Raw genomic sequence first — 20,051 nt, forward strand, 5'->3', positions numbered from 1 at the left:
TCACGTTACCCTGAACCCAAGATCATATCACTGGCCTTTTCCGCCATCATGATCGTCGGTGCGTTTGTGTTGCCGCTGGTAATGGCGGGCATCGCGCTTGCATCCACCACGCGTAGTGCTTGCACGCCCCTCACCTTCATTTCGCGGTCCAAGGGTGCATCGTCACCGCCCATCCGCACCGTACAGGTTGGATGGAAAATGGTTGTTCCAATGTCCCCTGCCGCGCGATCCAGTGCGGCATCATCCTCTGCTTCAATACCCGGCTTCATCTCTTGCGGGGCGTAACGCTGCATCGGCCCCTGCCCCATGATCGCCCGGGCCTGACGGATTGCATCCCGCGCAACGCGCCGGTCGCCTGTTGTGCTCAGGTAATTGGGCGCAATCACGGGTGCGTCGTGCGGATTGCCCGAGGCAATTTGCACCGTTCCGCGGCTTTCAGGGCGAAGATTGCAGACACTTGCCGTGATCGCCGGGAAATCATGAAGCGGCTGGCCGAATGCTTCCAGTGACAAGGGCTGCACGTGATACTCCAGATCCGCTGTCGCCAGATCAGGCCGGGATTTGGAGAATGCGCCCAGCTGACTTGGGGCCATCGACATCGGCCCACTGCGTTTCAGTGCATATTCCAAGCCAATCTTTGCTTTGCCCCATAGCGAGTTTGCCAGCGTGTTAAGTGTCACGGCCCCCTCCAGCCGCCATGCACAGCGCAACTGCAGGTGATCCTGCAAATTCGCGCCCACTTGCGGGGCGTCTACTGCAACCTCTATCCCGTGTTGTTGCAACAATGCGCCGGGACCGATCCCGCTAAGCTGCAAGATTTGAGGGGAATTCACCGCCCCGGCGGACAGAATTACCTCTGCTGAGGCGCGTGCCTGATGGGTCTGTCCGCCACGTTCGTATTCCACCCCGACGGCACGCCCGCCTTCCAACAGGATACGCCGAGTATGCGCCTGCGTTTCAACCTTGAGCCCCGGACCTGTCACCGTGCGTAAAAACGCCTTGGCGGTATTCATCCGCCAACCGCTGCGCTGGTTCACGCGGAAGTACCCGACACCCTCATTGTCACCGGCATTGAAATCGGACACCCTCGGCAGCCCCCAAGCCTCTGCTGCCGCGATCCAGTGATCCAGCACATCCCAATGCAGACGCTGGTTTTCCACGCGCCACTCACCTCCCGTGCCGTGCATCTCCGAAGGGCCATCCACGTAATCCTCGGATTTCTTGAAATAGGGCAGCACGTCGTCCCACCCCCACCCCGCCAGGCCCATCTGCCGCCAACCGTCGTAATCTGCCGCCTGTCCGCGCAGGTACAGCATCCCGTTGATCGAAGAACAACCGCCCAGCACTTTTCCCCGGGGATAGAGCAAGGAACGCCCGTTCAATCCGTCCTCAGCGGCGGTCTTGTACATCCAGTCAGTGCGTGGATTGCCGATGCAATAGAGGTATCCCATCGGGATATGCACCCAGTGGTAATTGTCCTTTCCACCTGCTTCCAACACCAGCACGCGGTGGCCTGCATTTGCCAGACGGTTTGCCACGACACAGCCGGCACTCCCTGCTCCGACAACGATATAGTCGAAATCTCCGCTCATACCGGCAGCGCCGTGGTCTTGAAGACGGTGCGCAACGCAAAGCTGGATTGCATCCCCTGTACCCCCGGTAGGCGCGCCAGATACTGCCGGTGAATGCGCGCGAAATCTTCCGTATTCTCTGCCACGACCTTAAGCAGGTAGTCCGCCGTTCCAGCCATCAGGTGACACTCCAGCACGTCAGGTATCCGGGCGACCGATTTCTCGAAAGCGTCCAGAATGTCATCGGCTTGACCACGCAATGTGATCTCTACAAACACCGTCGTTGGCACCGACAGCTTGCGCGCATCCAGAAGCGCAACATAGTCGCGGATGTAGCCTTCCTTCTCCATCCTTTGCACACGGCGGTGGCAGGCGGAGGGGGACAGATGCACGTCGTCAGACAGCTCTGAATTCGACATTCGTCCATTGCGCTGAAGTGCGCGAAGGATACGCCGATCAATCTCATCAAGGCTCATATACGCAACTTTCTCGCGTTAAGTTTGTCTTTTCCGCAAGACTATCCCATTCGCAGCATCGAACACAGGGAAAATTCGCGCCTCTTTGCGGTTGGTTTTGCCTAAATAGCAGGCAGACTATGAACATCAGGGAGAGCACCATGAAAATCGGTTGCCCAACAGAGATCAAACCACAGGAATTTCGCGTCGGCGTGACGCCAAGTGCAGCACTGGAAGCAGTGAACGCAGGTCACGAGGTCATTATCCAGAAAGGTGCGGGTATCGGCGCTGGCTTTGATGATGCGCAATACACTGCCGCTGGTGCCAAGATCATCGACACTGCCGAAGAAATCTTTGCCAGCGCTGATATGATCGTCAAGGTAAAGGAACCCCAAGCGGTGGAGCGCAAGATGCTGCGCGAAGGTCAGGTGCTGTTTACCTACCTGCACCTTGCGCCGGACCCGGAGCAGACAAAGGACCTGATGGACTCTGGCTGCACCGCAATCGCATATGAAACCGTGACTGACCGCATGGGTGGTTTGCCACTGCTGGCGCCCATGTCCGAAGTTGCGGGCAAGCTTGCACCGCAGGTCGGTGCCTGGACCTTGCAAAAGGCGAACGGAGGCCGCGGCGTATTGATGGGCGGTGTCCCCGGCGTAGGGCCCGCCAACGTCATGGTGATCGGCGGCGGTGTCGTTGGCACCCATGCGGCGCGGGTCGCCGCTGGCATGGGCGCGGATGTGACAGTGCTGGACCGCTCCCTCACCCGGATGCGGTATCTTGATGACGCCTTTAGCGGTCTGTTCAAGACACGGTACGCTTCGGCTCAGAACACAATCGAACTGGCGCGTGAAGCGGACCTGATCATCGGCGCAGTTCTCATTCCCGGCGCAGCGGCGCCCAAGCTTATATCCAAGGCGCAGTTGGCAGAGCTAAAGCCGGGTGCGGCGTTGGTAGACGTGGCGATTGACCAGGGTGGCTGTTTCGAGACGTCAAAGGCGACCACCCATCAGGATCCGATTTACGAAGTTGACGGCATCATGCACTATTGCGTGGCCAATATGCCCGGTGCCGTGGCACGAACCTCGACCATCGCACTGGGTAATGCGACAATGCCATTCATGCTGGATCTGGCAAACAAGGGCTGGCGCGACGCCTGTGCGGAGGACGAACACCTTCTGAACGGTCTGAACGTGCACGCTGGCAAACTGACGTATCACGCCGTGGGCAAGGCATTGGGGATCGATGTTCTGTCGCCTCGTCTTGCCCTCAAGCAGTAACCTACGGGGTTTCAACGCCGGGTCTGTGGCACAATGGCTCGATAGTACGGCACAAACGAAAAAGGCCCGCCAATCTGGCGGGCCTTACGTCTCAACGCTAAGAGGGCTTTAGCTCCCCTTTGCCAACGAGTCCCGGATTTCGAGCAAAACATCCAGTTCGGAAGGGCCTGTCTCAACCGCTGGAGCTACTTCTTCAGGCTTTTCGGCTGCCGCTTTGACACGGTTCACCATCTTGACCAGCATGAAAACGACCCATGCAATGATCAGGAAGTTAACGACGGCCATCAGGAAAGAACCGTAAGCAAAAACCGACGCGCCAGCTTCGCGGGCCGCTTCCAGAGATGCACCCGCAGGCACCTCACCGCTCAGCACGGCGTAGTTATTCGTAAAGTCCAGACCACCTGTGAAAAGCCCGATGATCGGGTTGATAAGGTCAGCAACCAAAGAGCTGACGATCGCGGTGAACGCCGCGCCGATGATGATACCAACAGCCATGTCCATGACATTGCCCTTGGCGATGAAATCCTTGAATTCTTGAATCATTTTCTGTCCCTTTTCCAGTCACGCACGACCGTTGTTCACGCCCTACGGTTCGCCGCTGCACAATAATTAACATATTCATGTACATCGGGAAGGCTGTTCTTATGGGGAAAATCGCCTATCTCTTCACCTTAGATTAACAGGAGCAAAAAATGGCCGATCTTTCCGCATTCCCGATTACCAAGAAATGGCCTCCGCAGAATTCAGATGTTTTGCAGCTGTATTCCTTTCCGACACCCAACGGGGTGAAAGCCTCCATTGCGCTTGAAGAAATGGAAATTCCATATGAGGCCCATAAAGTTACCTTGGCCGACGCGGATGTGAAAAGCCCGGAATTCCTGTCGCTGAATCCCAACAACAAGATCCCGGCGATCATCGATCCGAATGGTCCGGATGGCGCGCCTGTCGGTATCTTCGAATCCGGCGCGATCCTGCTGTATCTGGCTGAGAAGTCTGGCAAACTCTTGGGCAACAGCGCGTCAGACCGGGCGCAGATCACGCAGTGGCTGATGTTTCAGATGGGAGGATTGGGGCCAATGCTGGGCCAGCTTGGTTTCTTCTATAAATTCGCCGGATCCGAATGGGAAGACAAGCGCCCTCAGCAGCGCTACATCGACGAGGGCAAGCGCCTGCTGAACGTGCTGAACCTTGAACTGGCGGGCAAGGACTGGATCGCGGGAGACTATTCAATCGCGGACATCGCCATCGCACCGTGGCTGCGCGCGCTGGATTTCTACGGCGCCAAAGAGGCCGTGGGTTGGGAAGATCAAAGCAATCTTGTGGACTACCTTGACCGTTTCACGGCGCGTCCCGCCGTGCAGAAGGGTCTGGTCACCCCACCTCGCGATTGATCCAAGCTGCGCGGGTGCGGTGATATGGGTTAGCCTTTCCGCATCTCATCCGCGATCTTCTCGGCGATCATGATCGTCGGCGCATTGGTGTTGCCCCCTACAAGACGGGGCATCACCGACGCATCAACCACGCGCAAACCCTCAACGCCGTGCACCCGTGCAGAGGTGTCGACGACAGCCATGTCGTCCGTCCCCATCTTGCAGGTGCCTGTCGGATGATAGATCGTATCGGCCCTCTTGCGAATATCAGCCTCCAGTGCGCTGTCGCTGCCATCATGAGCGTAAAGCTGTTTGCCGCGCCATGGATCGAGTGGCGGGGCAGTCAGGATTTGCTCCATCTGCCGAGCGCCTTTCATCAGAAGCTCAAGGTCGCGTTTGTCAGATAGATATTGCGGATCAATACGAGGTGCATCACCGGGCTTGGCTGAATTCAGACCGACCGTGCCCCGCGTATGTGGACGCAGCACGCAGACATGGCAGGAATATCCATACTGAAAATGAATCTTGCGCATGTGATCATCCACGATGCCCACCACAAAGTGCAACTGCAGGTCAGGCCGGTCCTGTGACGGGTCGGATTTAAGAAACGCCCCGCCTTCAGCAAAAGGCGTGGCAAACATGCCCGTGCCGTCCTTGCGCCACTGCATCCCCGCCTTGAAAAGCTTGGCCAGCCCCGAAGGGACCAGCCCGATTACATCCTTCCGCTTGGAATGATAGCTCATTACATAGTCTAGATGGTCTTGCAGGTTCTGTCCGACACCCGCGCTCTCATGCTGTACGGCGATCCCGTGAGAGGCCAATTCATCGCGCGGACCAATTCCGCTGAGCATCAGCAACTGCGGAGAGCCGAAAGCCCCCGCGCTCAAAATGACCTCCCGGCCTGCCTCGACGGTCTTTATCTGTCCGATGTGGCGCACTTCAACACCGGTCGCACGACCGTTCTGCATCACCACACGGCGCGCCTGCGCTTTGGTCAGTATCGTGAGGTTGGGCCGATGGCGCACGTCGCGGTTCAGATAAGCCGCCGCCGCAGAACACCGTTCGCCCTTGGCAGGCCCATCGTGAAATTGCGTCACCTGATAGTAGCCCGCCCCTTCTAGTTCCGGTCCATTGAAATCAGGGTTATGGCGCACCTGCTGTTCACCGGCGGCATCAATGAATGCCTTGGTGATGGCGCGTGGCTGGGATTGGTCCGCAACCTGCAAGGGGCCATCGTTCCCGTGCAGATCATCGCCGCCGCGCACGTTTCCTTCGGCCTTCTTGAAGTAGGGCAGCACCGATGCCCAGTCCCAGCCTTCGCAACCCAGATCCGCCCATTCGTCATAGTCCTTCTGGTGACCGCGCACGTAAAGCATCGCATTGATGGCAGAAGACCCGCCCAGCGCCTTCCCGCGCGGCTGAAATCCGCGACGCCCATTAAGGCCTGGCTGCGGGACTGTCTGGAATGCCCAGTTGTTGATCTTGGGGCGGCCAGAGATCATTGCTGCCACCAGCGCAGGCGCACGGATCAGGAGGTCGCGTCCATTGCCCCCCGCCTCGATGAGGCAAACGGAAGTATTGGGATCCTCGCTCAGCCGCGAGGCCATCACGCAACCCGCCGAACCGCCACCCACGATCACATAGTCAAATGTCATTTGATCCCTCCCGTTTACGGGGAAAGGTACGCGCGGGATGCTTGGTTTGAAAAGACCGGAAGTGGAACCTAGCCCGGCAGCTTGCCCGTCAGGACGTAGCGCAAAATTTGTACGACCTGCGCAGGTTCCGACGCGACTGCGAGTGCCGCGGCATCGACTTCCTTAAGCGCATGCGCGTGATCCGGCCCATGCAGAATAATCAGCGACTTGCCAAGTGCAGCAGCATATCCTGCGTCAAACGCGGCGTTCCATTGTTTGTACTGATCACCGAAACGCACCACCACGACGTCTGCATCCTCGATCCCCTTGCGGGTGCGGATCGCGTTCATCTGCGCGCCCTTGCGGTCGTGCCAGAACTTGTTGTCCTCTGCCCCAAGGATCGCCACGCCGCAATCATCGCTCGCCGCGTGATCTGTCACCGGGCTGTTAAAGGACACATCCAGCCCTTCGGAGCCTTCGATGATCTGCTCACGCCAATCGGTGTGAATTTCACCGGACAAATAAACGTTCAACATTTCTTCTCTCCCGTTCAGGGTGGTCCGTTCCCCACCGTTGGTAAAGTAGACGTAAGCCCACCCGACCTGTTTTCCATCATTATCCGCGCAGGGTGCCGCCTGTGGCCTTGGTCACCTTGTCGATCACCTTGGCGCCAACCGCCTCGATATCCGCATCCTTCAGCGTCTTCTCGGACGGCTGCAGGCGCACGGTGATGGCGAGGGATTTCTTACCCTCTCCCAAAGAGCCGCCGATGAATTCGTCAAAGACACGGACGTCCTCGATCAGCGTCTTGTCCGCCCCCATCGCGGCGTTGACCAGAGTGAGGGACTCAACATCAGCGTCGACGACGAAGGCAAAGTCGCGCTCCACCGCTTGCAGATCGTTGATCTTGAGTGCTGGGCGCGTCGCACCCGATTTGCGCGGCAAAGGCACTTCTGCAGGCCAAAGCGTAAACGCCATCGCAGGCCCTTTGACGTCCATCGCAGCAAGCACTTTCGGATGCACCTCACCATAGATGCCAAGCACCTTTTTGGGCCCAAGACAGATCATTCCGTGCCGCCCCGGATGCCACCAGTCGGCGGCACCGCGTAGGATCTGCACCTTGGCCGGTGCGCCCATCGCGGCCAGAACGGCTTCTGCATCTGCCTTCACATCGTAGACATCGACCGGACGGGAGGCACCGTGCACATCCTTCGGCCCAGTACGCCCGACCAGCAGGCCAGTGATCAGCGTATGCTGCTCTTCCGGCTCGCCGCCGTGGAAGGCCGGGCCTGCCTCGAACAGCGCCATATCGGCAAAGCCGCGCGCCTGATTGCGGGCCGCAGCCTGCAAGAGGCCCGGCAGCAACGCGGGGCGCATGTGGCTCATGTCGCTGCTGATGGGATTTTCCAGCATTGTCGCGTCGTCGCCACCGCCGAACAACGCGGCCGAGGCCTTGTCGATGAAGCTGTAGGTCACGCATTCATTGTAGCCCAGCGCCGCCGCAGCCCGCCGTGCCGCCGTCATCCGGCGCTGCATGGGGGACAGAATCGGGCGTGGCACACCATCTGACAAACGCGGCAGGGGCTTGCCTTCCAGCTTGGTCAGCGACGCGATACGTGCGACTTCCTCAACCAGATCGGCTTCGCCCTGCACGTCGGGACGCCAGCTTGGGACGTGGGCCATGTCACCCTCCAGCGTGAAGCCAAGTGCCTCCAGCGTTGCGCGCTGTGTCTCTGCGGGGATCGTCATACCGACCAATGATTGCACCCGGTCCGTATCCAGCTTGTAGGCGCGGGACGTGTCAGGAATTGCACCTGCCATGATAACTTCGGACGCCTCACCGCCCGCGTGATCAAGGATCATCCGTGTCGCGTGCTCAATGCCATGCGGCGTCCATGCGGGGTCGATCCCCCGCTCAAAGCGATAACGGGCATCAGAATTGATCTTGAGCGCGCGGCCCGTATATGCGGTGCGGACCGGATCAAAATAGGCCGCTTCGACAAAGACATTCGTGGTCTCTTCGGTGCAGGCTGTGGGCAGGCCACCCATCACGCCCGCGATGCTCTCAACGGACTCTGCATCCGAAATCAGGGTCATCCCTTCTTCGAAGGTATATTCTTTCTCATCCAGACCGACGAGCGTTTCACCGCCCTTGGCGCGGTGCACGCGCAGGGTATTGCCCGCGATCTTGTCCGCGTCAAAGACGTGCAAGGGGCGGTTTCGGTCATAGGTGAAGAAATTGGTCACATCGACCAGAAATGAGATCGGGCGCAGGCCGATGGCCCGCAGCGCGTCTTGCAGCCACGCGGGCGAAGGTCCGTTTTTGACGCCACGGATCACACGCCCGTAAAACACAGGGCATTGATCCAACGTATCTTCATCGATGCTTACCGATACCGGACAGGGGAACGTGCCAGGCACCGGATCGGCATCGCGGTCCTTGAGCTTGCCCAGCCCCCGTGCGGCCAGATCGCGGGCGATGCCGCGTACGCCCAATGCGTCGGGTCGGTTTGGCGTGATCGCGATTTCGATGACCGGGTCAACCTTGGCCGGATCATGCGCTGCCAGCCAATCGACAAAGCTTTGCCCGACTTCGCCGGAAGGCAGTTCGATGATGCCGTCGTGCTCTTCGGAAAGCTCCATCTCACGCTCAGAGGCCATCATGCCAAAGCTCTCGATGCCGCGAATCTTGCCAACACCGATCGTCGTGTCGATGCCGGGGACGTAGACGCCGGGCTTGGCCACAACCACCGTAATCCCCTCGCGGGCATTGGGCGCGCCGCAGATGATCTGTTTGACGCCCTCGTCGGTCTCAACCTGACAAACCCGCAGGCGGTCCGCGTCGGGATGCTTTTCAGCCGATTTCACATAGCCGATGGTAAAATCGCGCAGCTTGGCCCCGCGATCCTCAACACCTTCGACCTCCAGACCAAGGTCGGTCAGTGTTTCACAGATTTCCTCGACAGAGGCGTCCGTCTCAAGATGGTCTTTCAGCCAGGACAGCGTGAATTTCATGGGTCATCCCTCGTGCATATGCTTGGACGCAGTCGGTAGCGCCAAATGCGCCAAGGTTCAATGCAGGTCAGGGATATTGCGGAGGTCGGCCCATCAACTGATCCAACTGCCAGCCGATCCAGCCATGGGGAATGAAATGCCCGCCGTCATGAATATCCAACGTCACGGCGCCTTTGGCGCAGTCCCATTCGTGTCGATCCAGCGTCAGCCAGTTCACTGCTTGCCACGCCCCCTCATTTTTTGGCTCATCACAGCCAAACATGTCGCGCCAGAGTTTTACAGGATAGGTTTGATCCTCTGATGGACCCATCGGGAAATCCATGACCGTATCGGCCAAACCATGCACATGCCGCACTTCCTGCGGCGCTTGCGAACAACTTTCGGTCTGCGCCAACGTACCGGATATCGCAAGCAAGGCCGCCACCCCATCACCGTTTTCACAGGCATAGCGCCATGCCATCGCCGCCCCGTAGGAATAGCCTGAGACAAAAATTTGATCGCGGTCGATGGGAAAGCGTTTGGCCGCGTCTTCGATCACCGCCGCGGCAAAGGGCACATCACGGCTGGTGCTGGTCCAAAAATCCCACGTGGCGCCCCGCCCGTTGGGTGCGATCAGCAACACACCGCGTCGCCGTGTGTGACCGGAGATGCGCTGGTGCTGGATGATCAGATCGCCCTGCCGCCCCCAACCGTGAAAATGCATCAGCACGGGCAGCGGCGTCATCCCGTCCCAGTCGTCAGGAAGTTTGATATGATATGAACGGTCGCCGATGTTGCATCGGTCTGCGCCGTGGCACTGTTTTTCCTGCCCCACAGCAGTTAGTGCCATCACAGAGAGCAAGAGAAGCAAAACGCGCATCCACATGCGCCCAAAAATGCAGCAGTGCCGAAGGCTTGTCACTTCACGATTTGGCCAACGACAGTCTGGACAAGGTCCCGTTCTTGCGCATGCTGACAGTTGGACCCGACCTTGAAGCGACCCCGATGCCGCTTCAGAGCGAGGATAGCCAGTTGCACAATTCCGTCATGCGGACATCTGGCTTCATATCCTCGGCCCGGATGCCCAAGCGTTTGGCAGCCTCTGGATCATCGGCCGATACCGCCAGATCACGCGCTGCGTCGTCGTCCATCCACCCCATACGCGCCATGCTCGGGCCAAGGTGTTTCGGATCAATTTCAGGGTGATACTGTACGCCCCAGAACCGAATACCATCCTGCTCATAGGCCATTGCCTGCACACCGGAATGCGCGTTCCCGGCCAGCAATACGGCGCCCTCAGGCAGACGCCGCACCTCGTCCCGGTGCACGCAGGGGGCGGCAAATCCATCCTGTCTGCCGTGCAAAAATGGGTGACCACGTCCGGCAGCGGTCAGGGTAATTCCTTTCGCCAACCCGTCTTCGCGGCCATTCGGTGACGCCTCCGATGTGCCGCCCAACACGCTGGCCGCCAGTTGCATCCCGTTACAAGAGCCGAGCGTCGGCAAACCTCGCGAAAACACTTTCTTCATCGCTTGCGCAAGTGGCTCGGCACGGGGATCATCCGTGTTCCATTCCACGCTAGAGCCGGTAAAGACAACACCATCGAATGCCTCCAGCCCCGGCATGTGATCGCCGTCGTAAGGGGCGATGATCGTGATCTCTAGATCGTCCCGACAAGCTGCCAAAGCGCGCGCGTAATTTTCGCCGAAGGTCATGTTCTGACGTTCGATGAAGGGGGCGTTTTCAGTTGCGGGATTGGAGTCGACAATCAGAATCGAGAGCATGGGCAAAACCGGTATTGGTGGGCGATCCGCTTACCTTACGACAGGAACCGGACGTTGCAATCGGAAGGTGGCGTATCACCCACCTTCCAGTCGCTCTACCGTGAAAGGCCACCATGCAAATTCGGCTGGTCCAGCGCCGCGAAACCGTAATGGCGCAACCAACGCAGGTCGCTGTCAAAGAACGCACGCAGATCCGGGATGCCGTATTTCAGCATCGCGATCCGGTCGATCCCCATGCCAAAGGCGAAGCCCTGCCAGACATCAGGATCAATACCCCCCGCCTGCAGAACCTTTGGATGCACCATGCCGGAACCCAGCACCTCCATCCAGCCGTCACCTTCACCGATGCGCAGTTGTCCGTCGACCCACGAACACTGAATATCGACCTCTGCCGATGGTTCTGTGAACGGGAAGTGGGAGGCGCGGAAACGTGTCTTGATGCCGTCAATCTCAAAGAAAGCGGAGAAAAATTCTTCCAGCACCCACTTGAGGTTCGCCATCGAGATATCCTTGTCGATGGCCAGCCCCTCGACCTGATGGAACATCGGCGTGTGGGTCTGGTCATAATCCGCGCGGTAGACACCACCGGGACAGATGATGCGCAGGGGTGCACCCTCTTTCTCCATCGTGCGGATCTGCACCGGAGAGGTATGTGTGCGCAGCACGTGGGGCGGGCGGTTATCGCCTTCGGCCCGGTGCATATAAAAGGTATCCATCTCGGCCCGCGCGGGGTGGTGGCCGGGAATGTTCAGCGCATCGAAGTTATACCAATCGGTATCGATGCGCGGGCCTTCCGCCACAGAAAACCCCATCTCGGCAAAGATGGCCGTCAGCTCTTCGGTGACCTGGCTGACCGGGTGGATCGTGCCCTGCCGCTGCGGGCGCACTGGCAATGTCACATCGAGCCATTCTTCGCGCAGACGTGCGTCCAACGCGGCATCGCCCAGCGCCGCCTTCTTGGCAGCGAGCGCCGAGTTGATCTCATCCTTGAGCGCATTCAGTGCCGGGCCAGCGACCTGACGCTCTTCCGGTGTCATCTTGCCCAGCTCGCGCATTTTCAGCGCCACTTCGCCCTTCTTGCCGACCGCTGCCAGCCGGATATCCTCCAACGTGGACTCGTCCGCCGCGTCGGCGATTTGGGTCAGGTATTTTTGCTTGAGATCGTCCATCAGGCACCCATCAATTCTGCTTGGACCCTGCTACTTGCGCCCCCTTTGAAATGCAACCCACCCGCATGACGGGGAACCGCCCGCTAAAGATGAAAGTCCGGGCAAAAGGGCCACATTTCCTGTTGATCGCCCCGCCAAAGACTTGGCCTTCTACTATATTGAGTAGTACATTCTGCTCAGCCCGCTATATTTCGCGGCACCCTCTAGGAGTTGTCATGCCGCCCCTGATGTATTCACATCGCCGAAAGTCTGTCTTGCAGCACACCGTGCTGGAACTGGGGCTTACCCTGTCCATCACGGATGAGAATTCGGACCTCTCACTGGCTGAGAATGAAGCGATGATCTGGGAAACGGCTCAAATTCTTGGGATCAAGATTCAGATCGAACAAAACGACTGCGACGTTCATTACTTTCTAAAGATAGGCAGACCCTGGGGGGATTCATGCGCATATTTGAAAAATCGAAAGAAAAGGAAATGCAGCGGCTCCGCTCTGCCGGACTATCGCTTGCGCACGCAGACCGAGTTGCACAGGGACGGCGCAGTAATGGTGCCGTGATCGCCGTCGCAGGAGGCGTTGGCGTGATGCTGGTGGGCGTAATTGCAGCGCTGGTTTTACAGATGGAACCAGCTGCGCAACCCACCCAACTCACAGTCGCACCACAACCGCAGACGATCGAGACCATCATTACGCCACCCGCTCCGGCCACCATGGCCGTGGCAGAGCAAGAATTCACCGAACCAGAGAATGAGCTGACCGCGGCGATCAAGAGAGCGATGGCTCAGGACATGGAAAGCCCAGCACAGGAAAGTACGGTTCAAGAGGCCCCGGAACAGACAACGACGCTCAATTTTGCGCCAGACCCTGTGCTGCCGCAAGCTGGGGCCGCACCGGTCGCCACATCCGATTGCGTTACGCGTCTGGACACCTATCTCGCCCCGCTCTTCGTCCAGTTCGACCTTGGAAGTACCGTTATTACGCCTGAGAATGCAGAACTGTTGTCGCGGATCAGTGACAAGATCATCACCTGCGAGGACGCCTATGTTATGGTTGCAGGTCATGCTGACACCAGCGGTGATGATGCGACGAACATGGCGCTCAGCTGGGAGCGGGCAGATCGGACGCTGAACCGCCTTGTGGCACTGGGCGTCAATCCTGATGCTGTCGAAGCGGTGGGCTTTGGTGCCCGCGCCCCGTTGTCACAAGGATCGTCTGAAGAAGATGATGTTGATCGCCGGGTGGACTTCCGGGTCCTCCGCCTGCGAAGAGATCAGTGATGAGTCGTATCTTCCTGCTTCGCTTCCTGATCGTTGTGGCAGCGATGCTCGTCTCTGGCGTCTTTGGTTATTTGCTGGCGCGCCACCGGTTTCATCAGGACAGCGACACGATAATTTCAACCATGTCGGCAGAGATCATCAAAATGCGCCGACGTGCAACAACCCAGACAGGTTAAACCGCGCGTTGTTACGCTTGCAGGTCTCAATCAGTTTTTTGACATCCAGGTTCTCTGATGGGTTGCGCTGACTGCAATAGACGAAACGTGTCAAGTTCATGTGGTTCACCGAAATTCAGCTATAATATAAAGATTTTTGAGAGATAGAATCGCCCCACTTTCAAGGCAGAATGGTCAAAGTCATTCTGATTTCAGCCGGACGTGCCCGAAAGGACGGCATGATTAAGCTTTGGCGGGAATATCGGAAAAACCAGGCAAAAATTGCGGCGGCATTCAATCAAATCGTGTGCAGCGTCCGGCCACGAACGATCAAAGATACCTACCGCTACAGAATGGCTAGGACCTATAGAGCAGGCCGCATTAACGATGGAGGCAGGCCCTCCCGAAAAAGACTGTGACAGCCCTTTCACGGCACGGGATATCTCCAGCAAGTGAGATCTGCCTGTCTTTGCCGCTGAAGAAATGCCCCCAATGGGGATATACAGCCTGAAAACTTATGACGTCCTGCCGGACGCAGTCTATGCTTATTCAGAAATCATATCGGGGGAAATGCAGATGGCGACGACAGGACGCTGTTATTGTGGTGAACTGAAATACGAGATTAACGGCGCGCCCCAATGGCAGGCGCAATGCCATTGCCGCGAATGCCAGTACATCTCGGGCGGCGGGCCGAATTACTTCATGATCGTGGCGGCGGATGATTTCGGCTACACCGAAGGCACGCCCAGGCAGTACACCCGCGATGACATCAGTAATCCTAGAACGCGAGAGTTTTGCGGCACCTGCGGGACTCACATGATCACGCGCCTGCCAGACCGTCCTGCCGTGGTGGTCAAGGTCGGAACGCTGGATGATGTCAGCGTCTACGAGGGACCACAAATGGCGATCTTTACCTGCGACATGCAGCCATTTCATGTAATCGCGGAGGGCGTGCAAAGCGTCGATAAGCTGCCGCAGCGGTGAAGGGATCCTCAAGACGAAAAAAGGCCGCCCCGGTTGGAGCGGCCTTAAGAATTCAATTTTGTTCTGGCTTAGGCTGCCAGTGCGTCCTGCGCGGACTTGACGATAGCGCCAAACGCTTCGGGCTCGTGCACAGCGAGGTCCGCCAGTACCTTACGGTCCACTTCGATACCGGCAAGGTTCAGACCATTGATGAAACGGCTGTATGTCAGCGCCTCGTCGTGTGAACGCACGGCGGCGTTGATCCGCTGGATCCACAGCGCGCGGAAGTTCCGCTTGCGGTTCTTGCGGTCACGTGTGGCATATTGGTTGGCCTTGTCGACCGCCTGCGTGGCGACCTTAAAGACATTCTTGCGACGACCGTAGTAGCCCTTTGCGGCTTTGACGATCTTCTTGTGGCGGGCGTGGGTGACTGTTCCACCTTTAACTCGGGACATCTCAGCTCTCCTCTATCAGCGGTCGTAGGGCATGAAGCCCTTGATGATCTTTGCATCGGGCTCAGACAGTGCCTGCGTGCCGCGTGCATTACGGATGAACTTGTTGGTCCGTTTGATCATGCCGTGCTGTTTGCCAGCCTGGCTGCCGATGACCTTGCCGGTCGCCGAGATCTTAAAGCGCTTTTTGGCGCTCGATTTCGTCTTCATCTTAGGCATTTCCGTCTCCTGCTTTGGGTCGGTGAACGCGCGACTCGGCATGCCATACCGGCCGGTCGCGCGGGTGAAAGCTGGCGTATAGGGCCAAGCCTTTGCTTTGGCAAGGGGGGATGGCGCATCTCAGCAATGACGGCTTGCAATTCGTCCCCGCGTCCTGAAGCCTGAGTAGGAATTTTCCCGATGCAGGCACCAGATACCATGAAAACCAGTCCTGATAACCCCCTGCTTGCAGATTTGATCGCCCATGAGAAACGCGTCTGGAACGCCCTCGTCTCTGGCGATCCTGCAGCAGATTCCAGTTTGCTGAGTGACGATTTCCTTGGCGTCTATCCGACTGGCTTTGCCCAGAAGTCAGAACATGTTGCTCAGCTCGCCAGTGGTCCAACTGTTACATCCTACGACATCACCGCGTGTCAGGCCAAACCACTAGGAGAGAGGCATGCGATCCTCAGCTACAAGGCGCGGTTCCGACGGGCAAGCCGGACGACAGATGAAACGATGTACGTCTCTTCGATTTGGGAGCGTAACGGAGACGGCTGGATCAACATTTTCAGTCAAGACACACCCGAAGCCGACGGTTGAGCGCGAGAATCAGGGGAAATAGCGCCCTACAACACTCACAAAAACATCCGGTACTTCGCCCAATTCATAGCCGCCAGGCTTTGATTGGACTGCATAAAGGATCAACGCACCGCCGATCAGGACCGTCAAAGCAGAGGCGCGCGGCGCACGGCTGTCTGAGATAGCGGACAGGATCGACGGGATCGAAAAGGCCGCGACTACAAGGCCCAAAGACAGAGCAAGATCCGGATCCATGCACGTACTCCTATTCCGATTTCTTATAAGCTTACTCTGGGTCAGCCGCAAAAATCAAACTTTCGTCACAAGGGGCCACGCGCAGAATGTTGGTGCTGCCCGGCACATTGAATGGCACGCCAGCGGTCACGACGATATGGTCCTCCGGACCTGCGAACCCTTCGCGCCGCGCCGCTTGAACGGCGGACACAACAGCCTTTTTGAAGCGGTCGACATCACCTGTAATCACGCAGTTTGTGCCCCAGCTCAGTGCAAGTCGCCGCGCAGTGCGCACCAGTGGTGTCAACGCAATCACCGGCACGCGGGGCCGCTCCCGCGCGGTTAACAACGCCGTGGTCCCGCTTTGGGTAAAGCAACAGATCGCCTTGATATCCGTCGTCTCCGCAATTTCGCGGGCAGCAGCGACGATACCGTCGGCCACGGTCATCCTGTCGGCGGTCCGCGAAGCTTCAATGATCTGGGTGTAGGTCGGATCCCTTTCGACCTCACTAGCCACGTTATCCATCGTGGTCACAGCCTCAATTGGGTATTCCCCGGCGGCAGATTCCGCGCTCAGCATCACTGCATCCGCACCTTCATAGATCGCTGTCGCCACGTCCGAAACCTCAGCCCGTGTGGGCATCGGGCTTTCGATCATGGATTCCAGCATCTGCGTGGCCACGATCACCGGCTTGGCCGCCGCACGACACTTGCGCACAAGCCGTTTCTGGATCGGCGGGACATTCTGTACAGGCAGCTCGACCCCAAGATCGCCGCGCGCCACCATGATACCATCGCTTACCGCCAGAATGTCATCGAAGCGATCTACCGCTGATGGCTTTTCAATCTTGGACAGGATCGCGGCGCGTCCCTTGGTCAGTTCCCGTGCCTCGGCCACGTCCTCTGGGCGCTGCACAAAACTAAGCGCCAGCCAATCAACGCCCAGTTCGCAAGCGAACTCCAGATCGGCACGATCCTTTTCTGACAGCGCTGCCAAGGGCAGCACGACATCCGGCACATTCACGCCCTTGCGGTTGGAAATCACGCCGCCGGTGATAACCTCGCAATTGGCATAATCAGCGGCACAGTCGATCACTTTGAGCCTGATCTTGCCGTCATTCACCAGCAGAGTTGCCCCCGGCTCGAGTGCCGCGAAAATCTCGGGGTGTGGCAGACAAACCCGGTTTGCATCGCCTTCTGTCTCATCAAGGTCGAGGCGAAACCGGGCCCCTTCTTCCAGTGTTTCGCTACCCTCTGAGAAAACACCGACCCGCAGCTTTGGGCCCTGCAAGTCTGCAAGGATTCCAATGGTGCTGTTCAGGTTCTCTTCAACCTCCCGAATGATCCGGTGCTTGTCACGGATTTCGGCGTGGCTGCCATGGCTCATATTCAGGCGGAATACATCCGCACCTGCCTTGTGCAATGCCTCGATCATCTCGTAGGTGTCGGATGACGGACCTAATGTCGCGACAATCTTTACGTTGCGCAGGCGTCTCATGATGTTTGTTCCCGTCTTTGTCAGTATTGGCGTTTTGTTTGCTTCGTTGGCGGTAACAAAAATGTAGTCATGGCCTACATTCCGCATAAAGCCTGTCAAAGATTTCACATTTATGAACCGGCTGCCAGTATGGATTGAACTGGCCAAAACTTGACAGTCCATCTCAATGTGCCCAGCTAGAACACAAAGGAGATCCCCATGCCCACACAGACTGAAATAGAATTGCAGGCCGCCGCCTTCCGTCGCCTACAGCAACACCTGATGCAAGACCGCACCGATGTGCAAAACATCAACATGATGAACCTGACCGGTTTTTGTCGTAACTGCCTGTCACGCTGGTATCAGGAAGCCGCCAACGCGCGTGGAATCGACATGGGCAAGGAAGAGGCGCGCGAACTGTTCTACGGGATGACCATGGACGAGTGGAAATCGAAGTACCAGACCGACGCCAGCCCTGAAAAGCAGGAAGCATTCAAGAAGTCCTTTGCCGAGAACGTCGGAAAAGACTGATTGTATGCCCACAGGCGGGAATACCTTGGAATTGCCTCTATCTGTTTCCGATCTCGCCACAATCGCCCAGCATTAAATCTCCGTTAACCTTAGAAAAGGTCATCGGATCATGCTGGAGCTTATCATCATCCCCGCGCTTGTGGGCCTCGGTCTGGGGCTGGAGTACTTTTCGTCAGAAGATGACGAGGACGACACCACAAACGACGACCCCATTCAGATTACGCTTGAGGATAGCGTGATCGCGTTTGAGGGCACCGAGGCCAAAGAGCATGTTCAGGGCAATGCGCTCGACAATATCATGCGCGGTTCTGAAAACAACGATCTGCTCAGCGGGCATGACGGAAACGACACGCTGGATACAGGTGCCGGGGATGACCGTATTTTTGGCGGAGCTGGCGATGATGTGGCAATCGGTGGCGCGGGGGATGACCGTATATTCCTGAGCGACGGAGACGATGTCACTGCACCGGAAGCAGGATCAGGTGGTGACGCGGGTGACGATCTGATCCGCGGCGGCGCGGGCAATGATCAGATTGTCGATACGTTGGGCGCCAATCAGATTTTCGGTGATCTGGGACATGATGACATCGTCACCGTGGACGGGCTGAGCGCCGAAGGCACGGTCGATGACATCGTGACAAATACCCCCGACACTGTGCACGGCGGTTTTGGCAACGACACCATTATCGCGGATCAAGGCGACATTCTGACCGGCGGGGAAGGCGAAGACACCTTTGTTGTCGCGACCTTATCTGGGGTCGAAGGCGCACCGGCAGTTTTGCTGGACTTTGATCTGCGTGAGGACCTGTTCAGCGTCGTGTTTCTGGGCGAAGCACCGGAGGATAGTTCCGTCGAATTTGTCCACGACCCGGATACCGAACAGCTGCGCGCCTTTGTTGGCGGGCAAGAGGTGGCAGTCCTCAACGATATGGAGGCTGCCGACATCCCCTTCATTCAGACATTCGTCACAAGCCTGCCTGACCTACTCGATCCACAGGCCTGAGCGGACCCTCAAACGGCCGCCTTGCGCATCTCATCAAGGTAGATTTCGCGCAGGCGCGGGGCAACCCGCCCCGGTGTGCCGTCACCCAGTGCCACGCCATCAATTTCCACAACCGGCATGACAAATGCGCTGGCAGAGGTCGTGAATGCCTCGTCCGCCTCTTTGGCCTCATCGATGGTAAAGTTGCGTTCTTCCACTTCCATCTGCGCCTCACGCGCGAAACGCAGAACAGCAGCGCGGGTGATCCCGTGCAGGATGTCGTTGGACAGGGCGCGGGTGATGATCTTGTTGCCCTTCACGATATAGGCATTGTTTGACGTGCCCTCGGTCACGAAACCGTCCTCGACCATCCACGCATCGTCACAGCCCGCCTTCTTGGCCATCATCTTGCCCATCGACGGGTAGAGCAGCTGGACCGTCTTGATGTCTCTGCGTCCCCAGCGAATGTCCTCAATGCTGATGATCTTGGCCCCTTTCTTGGCAGCGGGGCTGTCCGCGAGACCGGGTTTGCTTTGGGTGAAAAGCACGACAGTCGGTTCCGTCGTCTCAGGATCAGGGAAGGCAAAATCACGATCCCCGTCAGACCCGCGCGTGATCTGAAGATAGATCAAACCTTCATCGATCTCGTTCAGGCGCACCAACTCGCGGTGCACTTCCAGCAGGTCTTCCTTGGAGATCGGGTTTTTCATGTCCAACTCGCTCAGTGACCGGGCCAGACGCACCGCGTGGCCGTCAAAGTCAATCAACTTGCCATCCAGCACGGATGTCACCTCATAGACACCATCAGCCATCAGGAAACCCCGGTCAAAAATTGAAACGCTTGCCTCGGTCTCGGGCAGGTAGTTGCCGTTCACGTATACGGTGCGGGTCATGCGGGGCTCCCTTCGCTTGTCTATTGTTTGTTGTGCTGTTCCGGCGGTAGG

The 20,051-nt window shown here is 57.9% G+C and carries 23 protein-coding genes; 9 read left to right on the forward strand and 14 right to left on the reverse strand.

All coding sequences use genetic code 11. From position 1 onward, the window contains the following. Positions 1-5 precede the first annotated feature (5 nt). Both GV827_RS12195 and GV827_RS12200 read right to left on the reverse strand, forming a co-directional pair. Positions 6-1,592, reverse strand: coding sequence for a GMC family oxidoreductase (locus tag GV827_RS12195; RefSeq protein WP_164354074.1), 1,587 nt, complete (start codon positions 1,590-1,592; stop codon positions 6-8). Beyond that, positions 1,589-2,047, reverse strand: coding sequence for an Lrp/AsnC family transcriptional regulator (locus tag GV827_RS12200; protein WP_164354075.1), 459 nt, complete (start codon positions 2,045-2,047; stop codon positions 1,589-1,591). Before GV827_RS12200 ends, GV827_RS12195 begins: the two co-directional genes overlap by 4 nt. Before the next feature lie 140 nt (positions 2,048-2,187). Here GV827_RS12200 and ald point away from each other — a divergent pair, with 140 nt between their 5' ends. Continuing rightward, on the forward strand, positions 2,188-3,306 hold the full coding sequence (gene ald / locus GV827_RS12205; protein ID WP_164354077.1) for an alanine dehydrogenase: 1,119 nt from the start codon (positions 2,188-2,190) through the stop codon (positions 3,304-3,306). Positions 3,307-3,414: 108 nt separating this feature from the next. Here ald and mscL read toward each other — a convergent pair whose 3' ends face one another. Then, the gene (gene mscL, locus GV827_RS12210; protein WP_164354078.1) at positions 3,415-3,849 is read right to left on the reverse strand and encodes a large conductance mechanosensitive channel protein MscL; all 435 of its coding nucleotides are present in this window, start codon (positions 3,847-3,849) and stop codon (positions 3,415-3,417) included. Between the two features lie 149 nt (positions 3,850-3,998). On the opposite strand from mscL, the gene GV827_RS12215 reads away from it, so the two are divergent. Continuing rightward, on the forward strand, positions 3,999-4,697 hold the full coding sequence (locus GV827_RS12215; RefSeq protein ID WP_164354079.1) for a glutathione S-transferase family protein: 699 nt from the start codon (positions 3,999-4,001) through the stop codon (positions 4,695-4,697). A 29-nt stretch (positions 4,698-4,726) separates the two neighbouring features. On the opposite strand, the gene GV827_RS12220 is transcribed toward GV827_RS12215, so the two are convergent. The 6 genes from GV827_RS12220 to pheS form a co-directional block, all read right to left on the reverse strand. After that, positions 4,727-6,331 carry a GMC family oxidoreductase gene (locus tag GV827_RS12220; protein ID WP_164354080.1) on the reverse strand — a complete coding sequence of 535 codons (1,605 nt, stop codon included), beginning with the start codon at positions 6,329-6,331 and terminating at the stop codon, positions 4,727-4,729. A 68-nt stretch (positions 6,332-6,399) separates the two neighbouring features. Further along, complete coding sequence (locus GV827_RS12225) at positions 6,400-6,846, reverse strand: YtoQ family protein (protein ID WP_164354081.1); 447 nt, start codon at positions 6,844-6,846, stop codon at positions 6,400-6,402. Positions 6,847-6,925: 79 nt separating this feature from the next. After that, complete coding sequence (gene pheT, locus GV827_RS12230; protein ID WP_164354082.1) at positions 6,926-9,325, reverse strand: phenylalanine--tRNA ligase subunit beta; 2,400 nt, start codon at positions 9,323-9,325, stop codon at positions 6,926-6,928. A gap of 67 nt (positions 9,326-9,392) precedes the next feature. Further along, positions 9,393-10,184, reverse strand: coding sequence for an alpha/beta hydrolase family esterase (locus tag GV827_RS12235; RefSeq protein WP_164354083.1), 792 nt, complete (start codon positions 10,182-10,184; stop codon positions 9,393-9,395). A 133-nt stretch (positions 10,185-10,317) separates the two neighbouring features. Then, positions 10,318-11,088, reverse strand: coding sequence for a type 1 glutamine amidotransferase (locus GV827_RS12240; RefSeq protein ID WP_164354084.1), 771 nt, complete (start codon positions 11,086-11,088; stop codon positions 10,318-10,320). Between the two features lie 95 nt (positions 11,089-11,183). Continuing rightward, positions 11,184-12,257: a phenylalanine--tRNA ligase subunit alpha gene (gene pheS / locus GV827_RS12245; protein WP_164354085.1), complete on the reverse strand. Its 1,074-nt coding sequence runs from the start codon at positions 12,255-12,257 to the stop codon at positions 11,184-11,186. Positions 12,258-12,472: 215 nt separating this feature from the next. On the opposite strand from pheS, the gene GV827_RS12250 reads away from it, so the two are divergent. From GV827_RS12250 to GV827_RS12265, 4 genes are all read left to right on the forward strand, one after another. Continuing rightward, on the forward strand, positions 12,473-12,814 hold the full coding sequence (locus GV827_RS12250) for a hypothetical protein (RefSeq protein ID WP_164354086.1): 342 nt from the start codon (positions 12,473-12,475) through the stop codon (positions 12,812-12,814). After that, positions 12,811-13,533 (forward strand): OmpA family protein, encoded by a 723-nt coding sequence (locus tag GV827_RS12255; protein ID WP_164354087.1) that lies wholly within the window; start codon positions 12,811-12,813, stop codon positions 13,531-13,533. Before GV827_RS12250 ends, GV827_RS12255 begins: the two co-directional genes overlap by 4 nt. After that, positions 13,533-13,709, forward strand: a complete 177-nt coding sequence (locus GV827_RS12260; RefSeq protein ID WP_164354088.1) for a hypothetical protein — start codon at positions 13,533-13,535, stop codon at positions 13,707-13,709. Before GV827_RS12255 ends, GV827_RS12260 begins: the two co-directional genes overlap by 1 nt. A gap of 471 nt (positions 13,710-14,180) precedes the next feature. Then, the gene (locus GV827_RS12265; RefSeq protein WP_235930337.1) at positions 14,181-14,672 is read left to right on the forward strand and encodes a GFA family protein; all 492 of its coding nucleotides are present in this window, start codon (positions 14,181-14,183) and stop codon (positions 14,670-14,672) included. Between the two features lie 68 nt (positions 14,673-14,740). Here GV827_RS12265 and rplT read toward each other — a convergent pair whose 3' ends face one another. Both rplT and rpmI read right to left on the reverse strand, forming a co-directional pair. Next, entirely contained in the window at positions 14,741-15,106 is a 366-nt protein-coding gene (gene rplT, locus GV827_RS12270) for a 50S ribosomal protein L20 (RefSeq protein WP_164354089.1), read from the reverse strand. 15 nt (positions 15,107-15,121) lie between these two features. After that, positions 15,122-15,322 carry a 50S ribosomal protein L35 gene (gene rpmI, locus GV827_RS12275; protein ID WP_164354090.1) on the reverse strand — a complete coding sequence of 67 codons (201 nt, stop codon included), beginning with the start codon at positions 15,320-15,322 and terminating at the stop codon, positions 15,122-15,124. A gap of 198 nt (positions 15,323-15,520) precedes the next feature. On the opposite strand from rpmI, the gene GV827_RS12280 reads away from it, so the two are divergent. After that, positions 15,521-15,904 (forward strand): nuclear transport factor 2 family protein, encoded by a 384-nt coding sequence (locus GV827_RS12280; protein ID WP_164354123.1) that lies wholly within the window; start codon positions 15,521-15,523, stop codon positions 15,902-15,904. A gap of 9 nt (positions 15,905-15,913) precedes the next feature. On the opposite strand, the gene GV827_RS12285 is transcribed toward GV827_RS12280, so the two are convergent. Together GV827_RS12285 and pyk are read right to left on the reverse strand one after the other, a co-directional pair. After that, positions 15,914-16,138, reverse strand: coding sequence for a hypothetical protein (locus tag GV827_RS12285; RefSeq protein WP_164354091.1), 225 nt, complete (start codon positions 16,136-16,138; stop codon positions 15,914-15,916). A gap of 31 nt (positions 16,139-16,169) precedes the next feature. Next, positions 16,170-17,615, reverse strand: coding sequence for a pyruvate kinase (gene pyk, locus GV827_RS12290; protein ID WP_164354092.1), 1,446 nt, complete (start codon positions 17,613-17,615; stop codon positions 16,170-16,172). A gap of 198 nt (positions 17,616-17,813) precedes the next feature. Between pyk and GV827_RS12295 the strand changes: the two genes are divergently transcribed. Continuing rightward, positions 17,814-18,125, forward strand: a complete 312-nt coding sequence (locus GV827_RS12295) for a DUF1244 domain-containing protein (protein WP_164354093.1) — start codon at positions 17,814-17,816, stop codon at positions 18,123-18,125. A 109-nt stretch (positions 18,126-18,234) separates the two neighbouring features. Next, complete coding sequence (locus GV827_RS12300; RefSeq protein WP_164354094.1) at positions 18,235-19,128, forward strand: calcium-binding protein; 894 nt, start codon at positions 18,235-18,237, stop codon at positions 19,126-19,128. An 8-nt stretch (positions 19,129-19,136) separates the two neighbouring features. On the opposite strand, the gene GV827_RS12305 is transcribed toward GV827_RS12300, so the two are convergent. Next, positions 19,137-20,000: a D-amino-acid transaminase gene (locus tag GV827_RS12305; RefSeq protein ID WP_164354095.1), complete on the reverse strand. Its 864-nt coding sequence runs from the start codon at positions 19,998-20,000 to the stop codon at positions 19,137-19,139. Positions 20,001-20,051 lie beyond the last annotated feature (51 nt).

Origin of the sequence: Sulfitobacter sediminilitoris, from assembly GCF_010667575.1 — a bacterium.
Lineage (GTDB): Bacteria > Pseudomonadota > Alphaproteobacteria > Rhodobacterales > Rhodobacteraceae > Sulfitobacter > Sulfitobacter sediminilitoris.